The sequence below is a fragment of the Pseudomonas sp. P4_C1 genome (genome assembly GCF_056402155.1).
In genome coordinates, this window is the sequence record NZ_JBFUHY010000029.1 from 58,833 (window position 1) to 75,850 (window position 17,018).

Consider the following 17,018-nt stretch of genomic DNA (forward strand, 5'->3'; position numbering starts at 1 on the left):
AGCTTGCTCCGGGCGGCGTTCCGACGATGGGCGTCAACGATGACTCGGGCTGCCTGAATGAACGCGTAGTCTGGAGATTTTTCGCGAGCAGGCTCGCTCCTACATTCAATCGGGCTCCATCAGAAGGAATCCGATCACCTGTGGGAGCGAGCTTGCTCCGGGCGGCGTTCCGACGATAGCGATCTGACAAGCACTGACGATCCTTCAGGCGCACCAACAAGAAGCCCCGCATCTGCGGGGCTTCTTGTTTTACGCGGTGGCTTTCTTCGCGTTGATCTTCTTCAGCTCTTCATCGCGCAATTCACGACGCAGGATCTTGCCGACGTTGGTGGTCGGCAGTGCATCGCGGAACTCCACGGAGCGCGGGACCTTGTATCCGGTGACGTTGGCGCGCATGTGCTCCATCACCTGTTCCTTGGTCAGGGTCACGCCCGGCTTGGCAACGATGAAAATCTTGATCGCCTCGCCCGACTTCTCGTCCGGTACACCGATGGCCGCGCATTGCAGCACGCCCGGCAGCGTCGCCAGCACGTCTTCGAGTTCGTTCGGGTACACGTTGAAACCGGAAACCAGGATCATGTCTTTCTTGCGATCGACAATGCGCATGTAGCCATCGGGCTGGATCAGCGCGATGTCACCGGTCTTCAACCAGCCTTCGCTGTCGAGGATCTCATCGGTGGCTTCCTGGCGCTGCCAGTAGCCTTTCATGACCTGCGGGCCTTTCACGCACAGCTCGCCGATTTCGCCCAGCGGCTGCTCGACACCGGCATCGTTGATGACTTTGCACAGGGTCGACGGCACCGGAATGCCGATGGTGCCGACCTGGATATTCTGGATCGGGTTGACTGTCGCCACCGGGCTGGTTTCGGTCATGCCGTAGCCTTCGCAGATGGCGCAACCAGTCACCGCTTTCCAGCGTTCGGCCGCCGCCAGTTGCAGGGCCATGCCGCCCGACAAGGTGACTTTCAGCGCGGAGAAGTCCAGTTTGCGGAAGCCTTCGTTGTTGCACAGGGCTACAAATAGGGTGTTAAGGCCGACGAAGCCGCTGAACTTCCACTTCGACAGTTCCTTGACCATCGCCGGCAGGTCACGCGGGTTGCTGATCAGGATGTTGTGGTTGCCGATCAGCATCATCGCCATGCAATGAAAGGTGAACGCATAGATGTGGTACAGCGGCAGCGGCGTGATCAGGATCTCGCAACCTTCATTGAGGTTGGAACCCATCAGTGCCTTGCACTGCAGCATGTTCGCCACCAGGTTGCGGTGGGTCAGCATCGCGCCCTTGGCCACGCCGGTGGTGCCGCCGGTGTATTGCAGCACCGCGACATCGCCGCTGGCCGGGTTGGCTTCCGCCACTGGCTGGCCCAGGCCTTTGCTCAGCACGTCGTTGAACTTGACGGCCTTGGGCAAGTGATAGGCCGGCACCATCTTCTTCACGTACTTGATGACGCTGTTGATCAGCAGACGCTTGAGCGGCGGCAGCAGGTCGGCGACTTCGGTGACGATCACGTGCTTGACGCCGGTTTTCGGCACCACGGTTTGGGCCAGGTGCGCCATGTTGGCCAGGCAGACCAGGGCCTTCGCACCGGAGTCGTTGAATTGGTGTTCCATTTCCCGCGCGGTGTACAGCGGGTTGGTGTTGACCACGATCAGCCCGGCGCGGATTGCACCGAAGACGGCTACCGGGTACTGCAACACGTTGGGCAGTTGCACGGCGATTCGATCGCCGGGCTGCAAGTCGGTATGCTGTTGCAGGTAAGCGGCAAACGCACCGGACAATTCGTACAGTTCACCGTAGGTGAGTGTCTTGCCCAGGTTGCTGAATGCCGGCTTGTTGGCGAAGCGTTGGCAGGATTGCTTCAACACTGCCTGAATATTCGGATACTCGTCTGGATTGATGTCGGCAGCAATCCCAGCTGGGTACTTATCCTTCCAAAAGTCTTCGATCATGGAAGCCCACTCCTCAGCAACGCGAATTCAGCACCGCATTTGATGCGATTATTATTGGTGTTTGGTCATTGGTGAATCTGGCTGATAGAAGGCCGAGAAGTCACAAAGCGCGCCGAGAGTAGCAGCTTTGCCAGGGGTCGACCAGAGCCAAAAACGGCCTCTACGGTCACGATTGTGACTCAAGACTTGCAAGCAGTCATTTTAGAGCAAAAAACCTATAAAACCTTGTAGCCCACGAAAACCGGGGCTTTAGCGTCCGCTGAAAAGCATCGTCGGAACGCCGCCCGGGGCAAGCCCGCTCCCACAGGGTTCGCGTCGTACACATCCATTGCGTACGACACTGAACCTTGTGGGAGCGTGGCTTGCCCCGGGCGGCGTTCCGACGATCCGCGCGAAGCGCGGCCATTCACAGATCAGGCGATATCCCGCAACTCCCGCCGCAGGATCTTGCCCACCGGCGTCATCGGCAGCGACTCACGCAGCACGATGTGCTTCGGTACCTTGTACGCCGTGAAGTTCTCCTTGCAGTAAGCCTTCAACTCTTCAAGGCTGACCCCTGCCTCACGGGCCACCACGAACAACTTCACCGCCTCCCCCGACCGCTCGTCGGGCACACCGATGACCGCGCAGTTGGCGACTTTCGGGTGTGCCATCACCACGTCTTCGATCTCGTTCGGGTACACGTTGAAACCCGAGACAATGATCATGTCCTTCTTGCGATCGACGATGCGCACGAAACCGTCCGGATCGATCACCGCAATGTCACCGGACTTGAACCAGCCCTCGGCATCCAGCACTTCGGCCGTGGCATCGGGTTTCTGCCAGTAGCCCTTCATGATCTGCGGGCCTTTGATGCACAACTCGCCGCGTTCGCCCAAAGGTTGCTCGACGCCGTCATCACTGATGACTTTCAGCGTGGTGCCCGGCACCGGCATGCCGACCGTGCCGATCCGCGATTGATCGCCGTAGGGGTTGGTGCAGGCCACCGGCGAAGTTTCGGTCAGGCCGTAACCTTCGGTAATGCGGCATCCCGTCAGTTGCTCCCAACGCTCGGCAGTGGCCTTGACCAGCGCAGTACCGCCGGAGTTGGTGAGCTTGAGGCTGGAGAAGTCCAGGGTCTTGAAGTCCGGTTGGTCCATCAGCGCGACGAACAACGTGTTGAGCCCCAGCAACGCCGAGAACCGCCAGTTCTTCAGCTCCTTGATGAAGCCGGCGATGTCACGCGGATTGGTGATCAGCACGTTGTGGTTGCCCGTCACCATCATGCACATGCAGTTCGCTGTGAAGGCATAGATGTGGTACAGCGGCAGCGGCGCGATCATCACCTCCTGGCCTTCGCGCAGCAGCGGCTGACCGTCGCTGGCCGACTGGCTGAGGCAGGCCCGTGCCTGTTGCATGTTCGCCACCAGGTTACCGTGGGTCAGCATCGCGCCCTTGGCCAGGCCGGTGGTGCCACCGGTGTATTGCAGCACGGCGATGTCGTCAAGGCCGACGCTCAGCGGCTTGATGCCCAGGCCACGGCCCATGTGCAACGCACTCTTGAAAGAAATGGCCTGGGGCAAGGAATAGTCCGGGACCATTTTCTTGACCTTGCTGACCATGGTGTTGACCAGCCACCCCTTGGCGGTGGGCATCAGGTCGCCCATCTTCGCTTCGATCAGGTACTGGATATCGGTGTCGGGGAGCACTTCCTGGACTTTCTGGCCGAACATGTTCAGGTACACCAGCGCCCGGGCGCCGGAATCCTTGAACTGGTGACGCATTTCCCGCGCGGTGTACAGCGGGTTGGTGTTGACCACGATCAACCCGGCGCGCAAGGCACCGAACACGGCAATCGGGTAATGCAGGACGTTGGGCATCTGCACCGCGATGCGGTCACCCGGCACCAGATCGGTGTGGGCTTGCAGGTAGCCGGCGAAGGCAGCGCTCTGGCGTTCCAGTTCGGCGTAGGTCAGGGTCACGCCCATGTTGCTGAACGCCGGGCGGTCAGCAAACTTCTTGCAGGAACGCTCGAACACCTCGATCACCGACTTGTAGGTTCCCAGATCGATATCCAGGGGCACGCCGGCCGGGCGTTTGTCATTCCAGAAATCAGGTTGCATTGTTGTTGTCCTCTTTACCTGAATCTATCCGGGGCCACTTTTCTGTCATTTTTCAAAAAAAATGCAAAAAGCGGAGCTTCACGGACACTAGCAGTTATGACGTAGCAGGCAAATATGCCCCCAGCCGTCATTGACCGTATGAATCTTTCTGCCGTGGCGTAGGCTGATCAGACGCCCAGCCAAGGATGCGCTATAAACTGCAACGAGCTGTTTGCGACCAGGCAGCCTCATGCAAAGGAACCGCCATGATCCATGACACTTTCTGGCTGACCACGAGCGACCACAGCCGCCTCTTCGTCAACCAGTGGCTACCCGACGGCAGCCTCAAGGCAATGATTCTGCTGGCCCACGGCATGGCCGAACACAGCGGTCGCTACGGCCCCCTGGCGGAAAAACTCTGTGAACAGGGCTATGGCGTGTGCGCGCCGGACCTGCGTGGACATGGCAAAACTGCCGAAAACGGGACCCTCGGGCATTTCGCCGATGATGATGGCTGGTGCAAGGTCGTCAGCGACCTGGCCTGCCTCAACCAGCACATCGGCCAGCAGCACCCTGGCGTACCTATCATGCTGCTCGGCCATAGCATGGGCAGTTACATCACCCAGGCCTATCTGCTGCACCACAGTGCCAGCCTGCACGGGGCAATCCTCAGCGGCTCGAACTTCCAGCCCGTGGCGCTTTATCGCGCGGCACGGCAAATCGCCCGTCTCGAACGCCTGCGCCAGGGTCGCAAAGGACGCAGCGCATTGATCGAATGGCTGTCGTTCGGCTCCTTCAACAACAAATTCAAACCGGCACGCACGCCGTTCGACTGGCTCAGCCGTGATCCGGCGCAGGTCGATCTGTACGTCAACGACCCGCTCTGCGGTTTTCGCTGCACCAATCAACTGTGGATCGATTTGCTCGGCGGCTTGCAGCAAATCAGCAAAGCGTCCAATCTCGCCCAGATCGACCCGGGCCTGCCGTTGCTGGTGATTGGCGGCGAATGTGATCCGGTGAGCGAAGGCAAACGTCTCAAGGATCTGGCCGACGCGTTGCGGGCGGCCGGCAGCCAGCACCTGCAATTGACCGTTTACCCGCAGGCGCGGCACGAACTGTTCAATGAGAGCAACCGCGATGAAATCATCGCCGATGTTCTGAACTGGATCGCACAGGCCTTGAGCACTCCTCGGCCACACCGATCCGAATAGTTTTTTGTGGATTTTTTAATTCGTCACAGGAATCGAGACAGATGACCCAGGTTACCAACACCCCTTACGAAGCCCTCGAAGTCGGCCAGACCGCCAGTTACAGCAAGACCGTCGAAGAGCGCGACATCCAGTTGTTCGCCGCGATGTCCGGCGATCACAACCCGGTGCACCTGGATGCCGACTACGCCGCCAGCACCATGTTCAAGGAGCGAATCGCCCACGGCATGTTCAGCGGTGCGTTGATCAGCGCAGCGGTCGCCTGCGAACTGCCTGGACCGGGGACTATCTACCTCGGCCAGCAAATGAGCTTTCAGAAACCGGTGAAGATCGGCGACACCCTGACCGTGCGCCTGGAAATCCTCGAAAAACTGCCGAAATTTCGCGTACGCATTGCCACCCGCGTGTTCAACCAGCGCGATGAACTGGTGGTGGATGGCGAGGCGGAAATCCTCGCGCCACGCAAGCAACAGAGCGTGACCTTGACCACGCTGCCGGCGATCAGCATCGGCTAACCCTCTGTGGCGAGGGGCTTGTCGGAATGCCTGTATTTTCCAGACTGACTGAATCAAGACGATCGATCGATGAATCCTGAAAAGCTCGAACTGCTGATCACCCGCGAAATGCCCTTCGGCAAGTACAAGGGTCGAATCATTGCCGACTTGCCCGGCCCTTACCTGAACTGGTTCGCCCGGGAGGGCTTCCCTCACGGCGAGTTGGGTGGCCTGCTGGCCCTGATGCAGGAAATCGACCACAACGGTTTGTCGGACTTGCTCGAACCGCTGCGCGCCAAACACGGCAAACCGGCCCCGCGCCACTGAACACCTACCGAGTACCCCATGCCCGACAACACCCGCCGCGCCCGTGATGAAGCCTTCTGGCAAACCTTTGCCGATCGCTACGATGTCGAACCCGGCCCGCTCAACCTGGAGAACGGTTATTTCGGGCGCATGTCGCGCACGGTGGTCGAGGAGTACCAGCGCAACATCGAGCTGATCAACCGCAGCAATTCGGTCTATGTGCGCCAGCGCTTCGAACAGGGCGACAGCCTGAAGATCCGCGCGCAACTGGCCAGGTTGATCGGCGTACCCGCCGACAGCATCGCCCTGACCCGTAACGCGTCGGAAGGTTTGCAATCGCTGATCCGCAACTACAACCGGCTCCAACCCGGCGATCAGGTACTGATTTGCGATCTGGAATACGACACGGTCAAAGGCGCCATGCGTTGGCTGGCGCGTAATCGTGGTGTCGAAGTGATCGAGATCGAACACGCACACCCGGCAACCTTCGACAGCCTGCTCAATACCTACCGCGAAACCTTCGCACGACACCCACGGCTGAAGCTGATGGCCCTGACCCACGTCACCCATCGCACGGGCCTGGTGATGCCGGTGCAGGCGATTGCAGTCGCGGCGAAGGAACACGGCATCGACGTCATCCTCGACGGTGCCCATGCCCTCGGTCAGTTCGAATTCGACCTGGCCGAGTTCGGTATCGCCTTCGCCGGCTACAACCTGCACAAGTGGATCGGCGCACCGCTGACGCTCGGTTTTATCTACATCGACCCCGAACGCCTGGCCGATATCGACCCGGACATGGGCGAAATGCATTTTCCACCCACTGACATTCGCGCCCGTACCTCGTACAGCACCCCGAACATCCCGGCGCTGCTGACCCTGCCGCTGGTGCTCGAAGAACATTGGGCGATGGGGGGTGCTGCGGCCAAGGGTTCTCGGCTCAACTACCTGCGCAACCTGTGGGTCCGCCCCGTGCGCGAACTACCGGGCATCGAAGTCCTGACCCCGGACGACCCGCGACTGTACTGCGGCATCACGTCCATGCGTTTCATCGCACAGACCGATCAGCAGGCGATGGTCGAGCGGCTGCTCAAGGACTACAACCTGTTCACCGTGGTACGCACTGGCGCGGCGTGCGGCCCGTGCATCCGCATCACTCCGGGGCTGACCACCACCGCCGAGCACATGACGCGGCTGACCACGGCGCTGGCGCAATTGTGCTGACCTGTAGGAGCGAGCCTGCTCGCGAAAAACTTCCAGGCACCGCTGGCTATCGGGTTCCCGCGTTATCGTTCACGACCATCGCGAGCGAGCTCGCTCCTACAGGTATTAATTGCCTCAACTTTTCGCGGGCAAAAAAAAACGGTGCACCGACCAAGTGCACCGTAAAGCCGTAGAACACACAACGAGGTGTAGGGTGAAGCGATCAGTCCAGCAGCGCCAAAGCCTCGGCGGTGCATTCCTGAATGCGGGCCCAGTCGCCGTTCTTGATCCACTCCGGATCGAGCATCCAGCTACCGCCCACGCACATGACGTTTTTCAACGCCATGTAGCTCTTGATATTGGCCGGGCCCACGCCGCCGGTCGGGCAGAATTTCACTTCGCCGAACGGGCCGCCCAAAGCCTTGATGGCCGCGACGCCGCCGCTGACTTCCGCCGGGAACAACTTGAAACGGCGGTAACCCAGACCGTAGCCTTCCATGATGCCCGAGGCATTGCTGATGCCCGGCAACAGTGGAATCGGGCTGGCGACGCTGGCTTCCAGCAGGTCACGAGTGATGCCCGGCGTGACGATGAACTGCGAGCCCGCCGCTTCCGCCGCCGCCAGCATGTGGCGATCGAGCACGGTGCCGGCACCGGTCACCAGCTCCGGACGCTGCTCACGCAGGATCTGGATGGCCTTGAGGCCGAATTGCGAACGCAGGGTCACTTCCAGAGCCGTCAGGCCACCAGCCGCGAGGGCGTCGGCCAACGGCAGAACGTCCTGCTCGCGGGCGATGGTGATCACCGGCAGGATCCGCGCTTTCGCGCAAATGCTGTCGATCAGGGCAACTTTGTCCGCCATGGAAACGGTCGGGGATGGGTTTGTCATAGCGGCTGTTCCTTGGCTCATGGGCACCAGTAAATCTCTAACGTGGGTTGCAGAAACGCGCGAATCGGCAGTGCGGCGACATCGTCACCGGCCAGTGCGGTACTCAGGGTGGTCAGCTTGGACTGACCGGAAATCGATAGAACCTTATGCCTGGCCGAGGCCAGCAGCGCCCGGCTCATGGTCAGGCGCTGATGCGGCACGGTCGGCGCCAGCATCGGCCAGCAGCGACGGACACCATCGGCCTGCAATGCCTCGGCAAGGTTCGGGCTGTTGGGGAACAGCGACGCGGTGTGGCCGTCATCGCCCATGCCGAGGATCAGCACGTCGATCACCGGCAACTCGGACAACAAACGGTCAGCCTGCTCCGCCGCCTGTTCAAGGTTGGCACTGGCGCTGTACAGGCTCAGGAACTGCGCCTTGGCCGCCGGGCCTTGCAGCAGGTAACGCTTGATCAGACCCGCGTTGCTGTCCGCATGCTCCACCGGCACCCAGCGCTCATCGGCCAGGCTGACGACCACGTTCGGCCAGTCCAGCGCCTGTTTGGCCAGGTGCTGAAAAAACGCCACCGGACTGCGGCCACCGGAAACCACCAGGGTCGCAGTGCCCCGGGCTTCGATCGCGTCGCTCAGTTTTTTCGCCACGTTCAGCGCCAGGCTTTCGGCCAGCAGCACCGGGCTCTTGAACGCATGGGCGCTGACGCCCTGCGGCAGTTTCAAATCAGATATCGCCATACCACGACCTCCCGTCCCGCGTGATCAGAGCAATCGAGCTCATCGGCCCCCAGGACCCGGCCGCGTACGGCTTGGGCGCATCACCGGATTTTTTCCACCCGGCGATCAACTGGTCACACCACTTCCACGCGGCTTCGATTTCATCTTTACGGACAAACAGGTTCTGATTGCCGCGCATCACTTCCAGCAACAACCGCTCGTAGGCATCGGGAATCCGTGCGCTGCTCCAGGTGTCGGAAAAATTCAGCTGCAATGGGCCGCTGCGCAGCTGCATGCCTTTGTCCAGGCCTTGATCTTTGGTCATCACGCGCAAGGAAATGCCTTCGTCCGGCTGCAGGCGGATAATCAGCTTGTTGCTGATTTGCAGGCGCTGCTCGGGAGCGAAAATGTAGTGCGACGGTTCCTTGAAGTGGATGACGATCTGCGACAGCTTCTGCGGCATGCGCTTGCCGGTACGCAGGTAAAACGGCACGCCGGCCCAGCGCCAGTTGCGGATGTCGGCACGCAGGGCGACAAAGGTTTCGGTATTGCTCTGGGTGTTGGAGTTGGGTTCTTCCAGGTACCCCGGTACCGCTTTGCCTTCGCTGTAGCCGGCGATGTACTGGCCGCGCACCACCTGGGTGGTCAGGCCTTCCGGGCTGATCGGCGCCAGGGCCTTGAGCACTTTGACTTTCTCGTCGCGGATGCTGTCGGCGGACAGGTCGGCCGGCGGGTCCATGGCGATCAGGCAGAGCAGTTGCAGCAGGTGGTTCTGGATCATGTCGCGCAGCTGGCCGGCCTTGTCGAAGTAACCCCAGCGGCCCTCGATGCCGACCTGCTCGGCCACGGTGATTTCCACATGGGAAATGTAATTCTGGTTCCACTGGGTTTCGAACAGGCTGTTGGCGAAACGCAGGGCGATCAGGTTCTGGACGGTTTCCTTGCCCAGATAATGGTCGATGCGGTAGGTGCGGTTCTCCGGGAAGAACTGCGCCACGGCGTCGTTGACCTTGCGCGAGGATTCCAGGTCCGAACCGATGGGCTTTTCCAGCACCACGCGGGTGTTTTCTGCCAGACCGACCTTGGCCAGGTTCTCGCAAATCGCGCCATACACGGCGGCAGGGGTCGCAAAGTAGGCGATGACCCGCTGCGAACTGCCGGCGGATTCGGCCAGGGCCACATAATCTTCGGTGTTGAGGAAGTCGACGTGCAGGTAGCTCAGGCGCGCCAGGAAACGCTCGAGCACGGCTTCGTCCAGCTCTTTGGCACCGACATAGCGGCGCAGCTCGGAGGTGATGAACGCCAGGTGTTCCTGCTCGCTGCCCGGTTCACGGGCCAGCGCGATGATGCGCGTGTCCTCGTGCAAGAGGCCTGCACCGTCGAGTTGATAAAGGGCGGGAAACAGCTTGCGCAAGGCCAGATCGCCAAGGGCGCCGAACAAGGCAAAGGTGCACGGTTCAACCGTAATCGAGAGCATGATGTTTGTTCTTTTATCAAGTTAAGCTACAAATACCTTTTTTTAAGGCATCACTCAAGGGAAAATGTAGTAATAACCACAACATTTTCGCAAAATACAGATTCCGAGTGGTGGTCGGTCGGAGCCATCAGTAGGATAGGCCACCGTGACGGGCCTCACCAAAGGCCCTTTTTGCATTAGCCGCGCGCCTATCGGCGCAGGCGTAAAGGATACTTATATGGACCGCGTGCGAAATTTACTGGAGCAAATCCAGAATCGCCTTGAAGAGCTGAACAAGGCCGAACGCAAAGTCGCCGAGGTAATCCTGCTCAACCCGCAGCAGGCCACCCGCTTCAGCATCGCCGCCCTCGCCCAGGCCGCCTCGGTCAGCGAACCGACGGTCAACCGTTTCTGCCGTTCGTTCGGCGTCAGCGGCTACCCCGAGCTCAAGCTGCAACTGGCCCAGAGCCTGGCCAGTGGCGCCGCCTATGTCAGCCGCGCGGTGGAAGCCGACGATAATCCGGAGGCCTACACCCAGAAGATCTTCGGCAGCGCCATTGCCTCGCTGGACAGCGCCTGCCAGGCACTGGACCCGAACCTGATCAGCCGCGCCGTCGACCTGCTGATCCAGGCGCGGCAGATCCACTTCTTCGGCCTCGGCGCCTCGGCCCCGGTGGCACTGGATGCGCAGCACAAGTTCTTCCGTTTCAACCTTGCCGTCACGGCCCACGCGGATGTGCTGATGCAGCGCATGATTGCCTCGGTGGCCCATACCGGCGAGTTGTTCGTGATCATTTCCTACACCGGTCGCACCCGCGAACTGGTGGAAGTGGCGCGCATCGCCCGGGAAAACGGCGCCTCGGTGCTCGGCTTGACCGCGGAAAACTCGCCGCTGGCCAAGGCCAGCACCCTGAGCCTGAACATCCCGCTGCCGGAAGACACCGACATCTACATGCCGATGACTTCGCGGATCATCCAGTTGACCGTGCTGGACGTGCTCGCCACCGGCATGACCTTGCGCCGGGGCGTGGATTTCCAGCCGCATTTGCGCAAGATCAAGGAGAGTTTGAATGCGAGCCGGTATCCGGTGGGGGATGAGTTTAATTGATCCAGTATTTGTACTGACCGTCCTGGCCTCATCGCGAGCAAGCTCGCTCCCACAGGGGAATGCGTTCCAAATGTGGGAGCGAGCTTGCTCGCGATGGCGGCAGTCCAGACACAGCCTCCCTTGAACTAAGCCCCCACCCGCGCCTGCAAACTCAAATGCGCCCGCTCCCCAGGTGCAAGGCACAGGCTGTCGGTACCGCCGCTTGCGGCCTCTACGCAAACGAATTCGGATATCTCGTTCCAGGTCACGCCGAGCAATGGCCGCGAGCCGGGATGCCACACCACCGTGTCAGCCGTTTCACCCGTGTCGATACACAGCGCCCGCTGCCAGGCGTGGTCGTTGAGCTGCAATTCACCGTCATGCTGGAACACTCGCTGACAACCGCCATCCACGCGCAACTCGCCTTCCTGCTGACAGGCCTGCCGGCTCAACTGGTCATAACCCTGCGCGCCCTCGAGCCCAGACAGCGCTATCTCACTGACATCGCCAATACGCCAGTAAGCATGCAAAGCCTGGCTCAACTGGCACGGCATGTCGTCCTGATGCTCGGTGCTCAGGCGCAGCTCCATGCGTTCACCCAAGTGGGCGTGCAAGTCCACCTGCCAGTCGCACAACTTCAGCTGCCAGTGCAATCGCACGCCATCGTCGTCACTGTTGCTGTCGAGCAGCTTCCAGTCGAGCAAGCGCGCCCAGCCATGGGACGGCCAGGCATTTTCGCTCGGATGCCGGCCATACCACGGCCAACACACCGGCACGCCACCGCGAATGGCGCCGACCTGCGGCCACTTCGCCGCGCACCACAGCCAGGGTTTTTGCCCCTTGGGCTGGAAGTGCAACAACTGCGCGCCCTGACGACTGAACACCGCCTGACACAGCGGATGATCGATCACCAGCACATCGCGCATCTGATAGCGCTCCCACGCAAACACGGAGCGCTCGCGCAAGGATTTGAAGAAGCGTTGTAGCGGATGCTCAAGCATGTGCCACGGTCCTGAAAATCATCTGTCACCGGGGTGCGCGGCCCACAAAAAAAAGCGGACAGCCATGGCTGTCCGCAAATATGCGCACATGGAGAGAAGCTTATCGCAGACGCGTCAGAACACCGACTGAATTTTCAGGCCGGCCACCAGCGCGTTGTCGACTTCATCCACGCCACCGGGGTGGGTGACGTATTGCAGGTTGGGACGTACGGTCAGCCAGTTGGTCACGTGGAAGCCGTAGTTGATCTCGTAGTTGTATTCGGTTTCACGAATGGGCGAGAACAGCGGATTGTCGAAGTCCGACACACCGTTGGCCGCGTTGGTCAGCTCGGCGTTTTTCTTCACGTCATCGTTGACATGGATACGGGCGAAACCGATGCCCACGTCATCCTTCGGACGCGCGTCGAACGGGCCCTTGTACACGAACATCAGCGACTGGTAGTTGTCGACGACGTTAGTGTCCTTGTCGTGGAAGGTGGCGTTGGCCGCGATGTTCAGACCGCGAGAAGCGTCACCGTTGTGAGTGGTGAGTTGCTGCTGCGCGACGAACCAGTAGCCGTGCTTGCTATCGTGGACGCGAAAAGGCTTGCCCGTGGTCGCTGCGTCCTGGCCGTTGTCGTCCTTGAGAACGTCATCGGCAGGGGCAGTGCTTTTGTAGTAACCGACACGGTATTCGCCCGGCAGGCTGTTGACCTTAGGCGACCAGACCAGTTCGACCGGCAACACGGTGCCCGCAGTACCGCTGCCGCTGAGCTTGAAGCCGTTGCCGTGCTCCAGTTGCGACGGGTTCTGGTTGTACGCGCCAATCTGAGCGTAGAGCTCGTCATTGATGTTGTACTTCACGCGGATCGCTGCCTGGCTGACCGGCCAGTTGAACCAGACGTTGGTGGCCCAGTTACCCACCTGGGATCCGCAGAACGCCAGGTTCTGGAATTCGCACGGGAAGGTGTTGAAGTCTTCACCTTCACCGAAGTAACCGGCTTTGACGTCCAGTTTGTTGTCGAAGAACTGGTGCTGAATCCACAACTGGGTCAGACGGACCATATGGCCACGACCGAAGACTTCCTGCGAGGAACTCAAGGTGCCGGCACGCGGATCGCCGATACGGTCGTTGGAGATGTTCTCACCGTTACGGTTGGTGAGCTGGATCTTGGCCTGGGTGTTATCCCAGCCGAACAACTTCTCCAGGTCCAGCGCCGCGCCCAGGCCGAACTGGTCGGCGTAGCGCGCGGTCTTGTCATCGTTGAAACCGCCATGGAGGTTGCCGCCGACTTCACCGACGTAATCCATCTTGATGTCGATGCCTTGCTCGATCAGCTTCGTACGCTCGCCACCCCAATCGCCCGTCATCCACTTGGAGTCGGAGCTGAACGCTTCATCGGCCATCGCATTGCCGGCCAGAACCAGTGCTGCCGCTGCTGAAACCTGGCAGATCAACCGGGCCTTGTTCTTCATCTTCATCCCTACTTCCTCGTTTTATTGTTATTAACTTTTCTTCTTTAACGCGGTTACATCAGTTGCGACGGACAACAATCCATCCGCCACATGTCCCCCCTGTAGGAGCGAGCCTGCTCGCGAGAAACCTGAGAACACCGTGGGGTATCAGGTTTCCAGTGTCATCGTTGACGTCCATCGCGAGCAGGCTCGCTCCTACAGATTTGTTCTTCAGCGGCCTTTGAATCGGGCCACGTTGTCAGCATGCGCCTCGGCTTTCGGCACACCGGCAACCCCCAGCCGCTCCCCACTCTTGGCATCGAACAACAGCACTTTCGCCGGATCGAATTGCAGGGTCAGCGTCTCGCCCACCGCCGGCGCCACGTCCGGTGCCAGGCGGCAGCAGACCTTGGTGTCGTTGAGGTTGACGAAGACCAGGGTGTCGGGACCGGTCGGTTCGGTGACCTGGACTTCGGCACGAATGGTCGGCAAACCGTTCGCTTCGCCGTTGGCCAGGATGATCTGCTCAGGGCGCATGCCGAGGATCACTTCGCGGTCTTCGAGACCGGCGTCCTGCATGCCCAAAGGCAACTCGCAACGAGCCTGGCCGCTGTCGAGCAGCGCGACCAGACGACCGTCCTTGCGCTGCAGGCGCAGCGGAATGAAGTTCATCGGCGGCGAACCGATGAAGCTCGCCACGAACAGGTTGGCCGGGTTGTTGTAGATGTCTTTCGGCGTACCGAACTGCTGGATGATCCCGTCCTTCATCACCGCAACCTTGTCGCCCAGGGTCATGGCCTCGATCTGGTCGTGGGTCACGTAGACCGTGGTGGTTTTCAGGCGCTGGTGCATCAGTTTCATTTCGGTGCGCATCTCGACCCGCAGCTTGGCGTCGAGGTTGGACAGCGGCTCGTCGAACAGATAAATCTTCGGCCGCCGCGCCAGGGCGCGGCCCATCGCCACACGCTGCTGCTGGCCGCCGGAAAGCTGGCCGGGCTTGCGGCTGAGCAGGTGTTCGATCTGCAACAGCTTGGAAACCCGAGCGACTTCTTCGTCGATTTCGGCAGTGGGCATTTTGCGGATCTTCAGGCCGAAGGCGATGTTGTCGCGCACGCTCATGGTCGGGTACAGCGCGTAGGACTGGAACACCATGGCGATGTCGCGATCCTTGGGGCTCATGCCGCTGATATCGGCGTCGTCCACCAGGATCGCACCGCCGCTGATGGTTTCCAGACCGGCGATGCAGTTCATCAGCGTGGATTTACCACAGCCCGACGGGCCGACCAGAATCAGGAACTCACCGTCATCGATTTTCAGTTCTATGTTTTTCAGGGTGTCCGGCAGGCCGGGCCCGTAGGTTTTGTTGACGTTGCGTAATTCGAGAGTTGCCATGTTCTACCCCTTGACCGCGCCGGACGTCAGCCCACGCAGGAAATACTTGCCAGCGAATATGTAGACCAGCAGTGTCGGCAGCCCGGCGATCATCGCGGCGGCCATATCAACGTTGTATTCCTTGGCCCCGGTGCTGGTGTTGACCAGGTTGTTCAGGGCCACGGTAATTGGCTGGGCATCGCCACTGGCGAAGACCACGCCGAACAGGAAGTCATTCCAGATCTGGGTGAACTGCCAGATCAGGCAGACCATCACGATCGGGATCGACATCGGCAGCAGGATCTTCAGGAAGATCGTGAAGAAGCCCGCGCCATCGAGCCTTGCGGCCTTGACCAGCGCATCCGGAATGCTCACGTAGTAGTTACGGAAGAACAGCGTGGTGAACGCCAGGCCGTAGACCACATGCACCAGCACCAGGCCGGTGGTGGTGTTGGCCAGGCCGAACTTGCCGAGAGTGAACGAGGCTGGCAACAGCACGGTCTGGAACGGCAGGAAGCAGCCGAACAGCAACAGGCCGAAGAACAGCTGCGAACCACGGAAGCGCCACATCGACAGCACGTAGCCGTTCATGGCCCCGATGAAGGTCGAGATCAGCACTGCCGGCACGGTGATCTTCACCGAGTTCCAGAAGTAGCCGCCGACCACGTCCCAGGCCTTGATCCAGCCGATGCCGTCGATCACGGTCGGCCAGCTCAACAGGTTGCCGGTACGGATGTCTTCCGGGGATTTGAAACTGGTCAGCAGCATGACCACCAACGGGATCAGGTAGATCGCAGCGGCCAGCAACAACGTTGCGTAGATCGCGATGCGGCTGAAGCTGAGCGATGGTTTGCCGAGTTGATTAGTCATGGCGTTTGCCTCGCAGCTCGGAGTACAGGTACGGCACGAGGATGGTCAGCACGGCGCCGAGCATCAGCATGGCGCTGGCCGAACCGATGCCCATCTGGCCACGGCTGAAGGTGAAGGAATACATGAACATCGCCGGCAGGTCGGAGGAGTAACCCGGACCGCCCGCGGTCATCGCCGCGACCAGGTCGAAGCTCTTGATCGCGATGTGCGCCAGGATCATGAAGGCACTGAAGAACACCGGGCGCAGGCTCGGCAGGACGATCTTCAGGTAGATGGTCGGCAGGCTCGCCCCGTCGACTTGCGCGGCACGGATGATCGATTGATCGACACCGCGCAGGCCGGCCAGGAACATCGCCATGACAAACCCGGAGGCTTGCCACACGGCGGCGATCACCAGGCAGTACACCACGCGATCCTGATCCACCAGCCAGTCGAGACGAAAGCCCTCCCAACCCCAGTCACGCAGCATCTTGTCCAGGCCCAGGCCCGGGTTGAGCAGCCATTTCCACGCGGTACCGGTGACGATCATCGACAGCGCCATCGGGTACAGGTAGACGGTGCGAATGAAGCCTTCCTTACGAATGCGCTGGTCCAGCAGCACCGCGAGGAACACGCCCAGCACCAGGCTGATGCCGATGAACATGCCGCCGAACAGCGCGAGGTTCTTGCTCGCGACCCACCAGCGGTCGTTGTCCATCAGGCGCATGTATTGCTGCAGGCCGACCCACTTGTAGCTCGGCATGAAGCTGGAGTTGGTGAAGGACAGAATGAACGTCCAGATGATGTAACCGTAGAAGCCAACCAACACGATCAGCATGCTCGGCGCGAGTACCAACTTGGGTAGCCAGCGTTGCAGCGCATCGAACGGTGAGGCTTTGCTGAAAACCGCCACAGAGCTCATCGGGATAATCCAGGTGAAGAAGTGAAATCCGGACAGAGTTCCACCCTGTGGGAGCGAGCT

15 protein-coding genes are annotated in these 17,018 nt (G+C 60.4%); 5 read left to right on the forward strand and 10 right to left on the reverse strand.

Annotated features, from left to right (window positions below):
* Nucleotides 1–249: 249 nt before the first annotated feature.
* Both fadD1 and fadD2 read right to left on the reverse strand, forming a co-directional pair.
* The gene (fadD1, locus tag AC1DU9_RS17320; protein ID WP_477810538.1) at nt 250–1,950 is read right to left on the reverse strand and encodes a long-chain-fatty-acid--CoA ligase FadD1; all 1,701 of its coding nucleotides are present in this window, start codon (nt 1,948–1,950) and stop codon (nt 250–252) included.
* A gap of 413 nt (nt 1,951–2,363) precedes the next feature.
* A complete protein-coding gene (fadD2, locus tag AC1DU9_RS17325) occupies nt 2,364–4,052 on the reverse strand; it encodes a long-chain-fatty-acid--CoA ligase FadD2 (protein WP_477810539.1) in 1,689 nt (562 codons plus the stop codon).
* A gap of 245 nt (nt 4,053–4,297) precedes the next feature.
* Between fadD2 and AC1DU9_RS17330 the strand changes: the two genes are divergently transcribed.
* From AC1DU9_RS17330 to AC1DU9_RS17345, 4 genes are all read left to right on the forward strand, one after another.
* Nucleotides 4,298–5,242, forward strand: a complete 945-nt coding sequence (locus tag AC1DU9_RS17330) for an alpha/beta hydrolase (RefSeq protein WP_223459425.1) — start codon at nt 4,298–4,300, stop codon at nt 5,240–5,242.
* Between the two features lie 41 nt (nt 5,243–5,283).
* Nucleotides 5,284–5,754 (forward strand): MaoC family dehydratase, encoded by a 471-nt coding sequence (locus AC1DU9_RS17335; protein ID WP_218427152.1) that lies wholly within the window; start codon nt 5,284–5,286, stop codon nt 5,752–5,754.
* Nucleotides 5,755–5,823: 69 nt separating this feature from the next.
* On the forward strand, nt 5,824–6,060 hold the full coding sequence (locus AC1DU9_RS17340) for a DUF3820 family protein (RefSeq protein ID WP_003227425.1): 237 nt from the start codon (nt 5,824–5,826) through the stop codon (nt 6,058–6,060).
* Between the two features lie 18 nt (nt 6,061–6,078).
* Nucleotides 6,079–7,260 (forward strand): aminotransferase class V-fold PLP-dependent enzyme, encoded by a 1,182-nt coding sequence (locus AC1DU9_RS17345; protein WP_477810540.1) that lies wholly within the window; start codon nt 6,079–6,081, stop codon nt 7,258–7,260.
* A gap of 202 nt (nt 7,261–7,462) precedes the next feature.
* Here the strand turns inward: AC1DU9_RS17345 and AC1DU9_RS17350 are convergent, their stop codons facing one another.
* The 3 genes from AC1DU9_RS17350 to zwf are packed head-to-tail and all read right to left on the reverse strand — an operon-like array spanning nt 7,463 to nt 10,315.
* Nucleotides 7,463–8,128, reverse strand: a complete 666-nt coding sequence (locus tag AC1DU9_RS17350; RefSeq protein WP_008050561.1) for a bifunctional 4-hydroxy-2-oxoglutarate aldolase/2-dehydro-3-deoxy-phosphogluconate aldolase — start codon at nt 8,126–8,128, stop codon at nt 7,463–7,465.
* A 17-nt stretch (nt 8,129–8,145) separates the two neighbouring features.
* The gene (gene pgl, locus AC1DU9_RS17355) at nt 8,146–8,859 is read right to left on the reverse strand and encodes a 6-phosphogluconolactonase (RefSeq protein ID WP_223459429.1); all 714 of its coding nucleotides are present in this window, start codon (nt 8,857–8,859) and stop codon (nt 8,146–8,148) included.
* Nucleotides 8,846–10,315, reverse strand: a complete 1,470-nt coding sequence (zwf, locus tag AC1DU9_RS17360) for a glucose-6-phosphate dehydrogenase (protein WP_223459431.1) — start codon at nt 10,313–10,315, stop codon at nt 8,846–8,848. Before zwf ends, pgl begins: the two co-directional genes overlap by 14 nt.
* Before the next feature lie 226 nt (nt 10,316–10,541).
* On the opposite strand from zwf, the gene AC1DU9_RS17365 reads away from it, so the two are divergent.
* Nucleotides 10,542–11,402 (forward strand): MurR/RpiR family transcriptional regulator, encoded by an 861-nt coding sequence (locus tag AC1DU9_RS17365; protein WP_170948639.1) that lies wholly within the window; start codon nt 10,542–10,544, stop codon nt 11,400–11,402.
* A 125-nt stretch (nt 11,403–11,527) separates the two neighbouring features.
* Here the strand turns inward: AC1DU9_RS17365 and AC1DU9_RS17370 are convergent, their stop codons facing one another.
* From AC1DU9_RS17370 to AC1DU9_RS17390, 5 genes are all read right to left on the reverse strand, one after another.
* The gene (locus AC1DU9_RS17370; protein ID WP_223459434.1) at nt 11,528–12,382 is read right to left on the reverse strand and encodes a D-hexose-6-phosphate mutarotase; all 855 of its coding nucleotides are present in this window, start codon (nt 12,380–12,382) and stop codon (nt 11,528–11,530) included.
* Between the two features lie 114 nt (nt 12,383–12,496).
* Nucleotides 12,497–13,843 (reverse strand): carbohydrate porin, encoded by a 1,347-nt coding sequence (locus AC1DU9_RS17375; protein WP_477810541.1) that lies wholly within the window; start codon nt 13,841–13,843, stop codon nt 12,497–12,499.
* A gap of 204 nt (nt 13,844–14,047) precedes the next feature.
* Nucleotides 14,048–15,208, reverse strand: a complete 1,161-nt coding sequence (locus tag AC1DU9_RS17380; RefSeq protein ID WP_477810542.1) for an ABC transporter ATP-binding protein — start codon at nt 15,206–15,208, stop codon at nt 14,048–14,050.
* A 3-nt stretch (nt 15,209–15,211) separates the two neighbouring features.
* Nucleotides 15,212–16,057: a carbohydrate ABC transporter permease gene (locus AC1DU9_RS17385; RefSeq protein ID WP_218427135.1), complete on the reverse strand. Its 846-nt coding sequence runs from the start codon at nt 16,055–16,057 to the stop codon at nt 15,212–15,214.
* Complete coding sequence (locus AC1DU9_RS17390) at nt 16,050–16,958, reverse strand: carbohydrate ABC transporter permease (RefSeq protein WP_008032969.1); 909 nt, start codon at nt 16,956–16,958, stop codon at nt 16,050–16,052. The genes AC1DU9_RS17385 and AC1DU9_RS17390 overlap by 8 nt, the downstream gene beginning before the upstream one ends.
* Between the last annotated feature and the right edge of the window lie 60 nt (nt 16,959–17,018).

Excerpts from the sequence above, each read along its gene's own strand:
- fadD1 (WP_477810538.1), bottom strand. The coding sequence starts at position 1,950 with ATGATCGAAGACTTTTGGAAGGATAAGTACCCAGCTGGGATTGCTGCC.
- fadD2 (WP_477810539.1), bottom strand. The coding sequence starts at position 4,052 with ATGCAACCTGATTTCTGGAATGACAAACGCCCGGCCGGCGTGCCCCTG.
- AC1DU9_RS17330 (WP_223459425.1), top strand. The coding sequence starts at position 4,298 with ATGATCCATGACACTTTCTGGCTGACCACGAGCGACCACAGCCGCCTC.
- AC1DU9_RS17335 (WP_218427152.1), top strand. The coding sequence starts at position 5,284 with ATGACCCAGGTTACCAACACCCCTTACGAAGCCCTCGAAGTCGGCCAG.
- AC1DU9_RS17340 (WP_003227425.1), top strand. The coding sequence starts at position 5,824 with ATGAATCCTGAAAAGCTCGAACTGCTGATCACCCGCGAAATGCCCTTC.
- AC1DU9_RS17345 (WP_477810540.1), top strand. The coding sequence starts at position 6,079 with ATGCCCGACAACACCCGCCGCGCCCGTGATGAAGCCTTCTGGCAAACC.
- AC1DU9_RS17350 (WP_008050561.1), bottom strand. The coding sequence starts at position 8,128 with ATGACAAACCCATCCCCGACCGTTTCCATGGCGGACAAAGTTGCCCTG.
- pgl (WP_223459429.1), bottom strand. The coding sequence starts at position 8,859 with ATGGCGATATCTGATTTGAAACTGCCGCAGGGCGTCAGCGCCCATGCG.
- zwf (WP_223459431.1), bottom strand. The coding sequence starts at position 10,315 with ATGCTCTCGATTACGGTTGAACCGTGCACCTTTGCCTTGTTCGGCGCC.
- AC1DU9_RS17370 (WP_223459434.1), bottom strand. The coding sequence starts at position 12,382 with ATGCTTGAGCATCCGCTACAACGCTTCTTCAAATCCTTGCGCGAGCGC.
- AC1DU9_RS17375 (WP_477810541.1), bottom strand. The coding sequence starts at position 13,843 with ATGAAGATGAAGAACAAGGCCCGGTTGATCTGCCAGGTTTCAGCAGCG.
- AC1DU9_RS17380 (WP_477810542.1), bottom strand. The coding sequence starts at position 15,208 with ATGGCAACTCTCGAATTACGCAACGTCAACAAAACCTACGGGCCCGGC.
- AC1DU9_RS17385 (WP_218427135.1), bottom strand. The coding sequence starts at position 16,057 with ATGACTAATCAACTCGGCAAACCATCGCTCAGCTTCAGCCGCATCGCG.
- AC1DU9_RS17390 (WP_008032969.1), bottom strand. The coding sequence starts at position 16,958 with ATGAGCTCTGTGGCGGTTTTCAGCAAAGCCTCACCGTTCGATGCGCTG.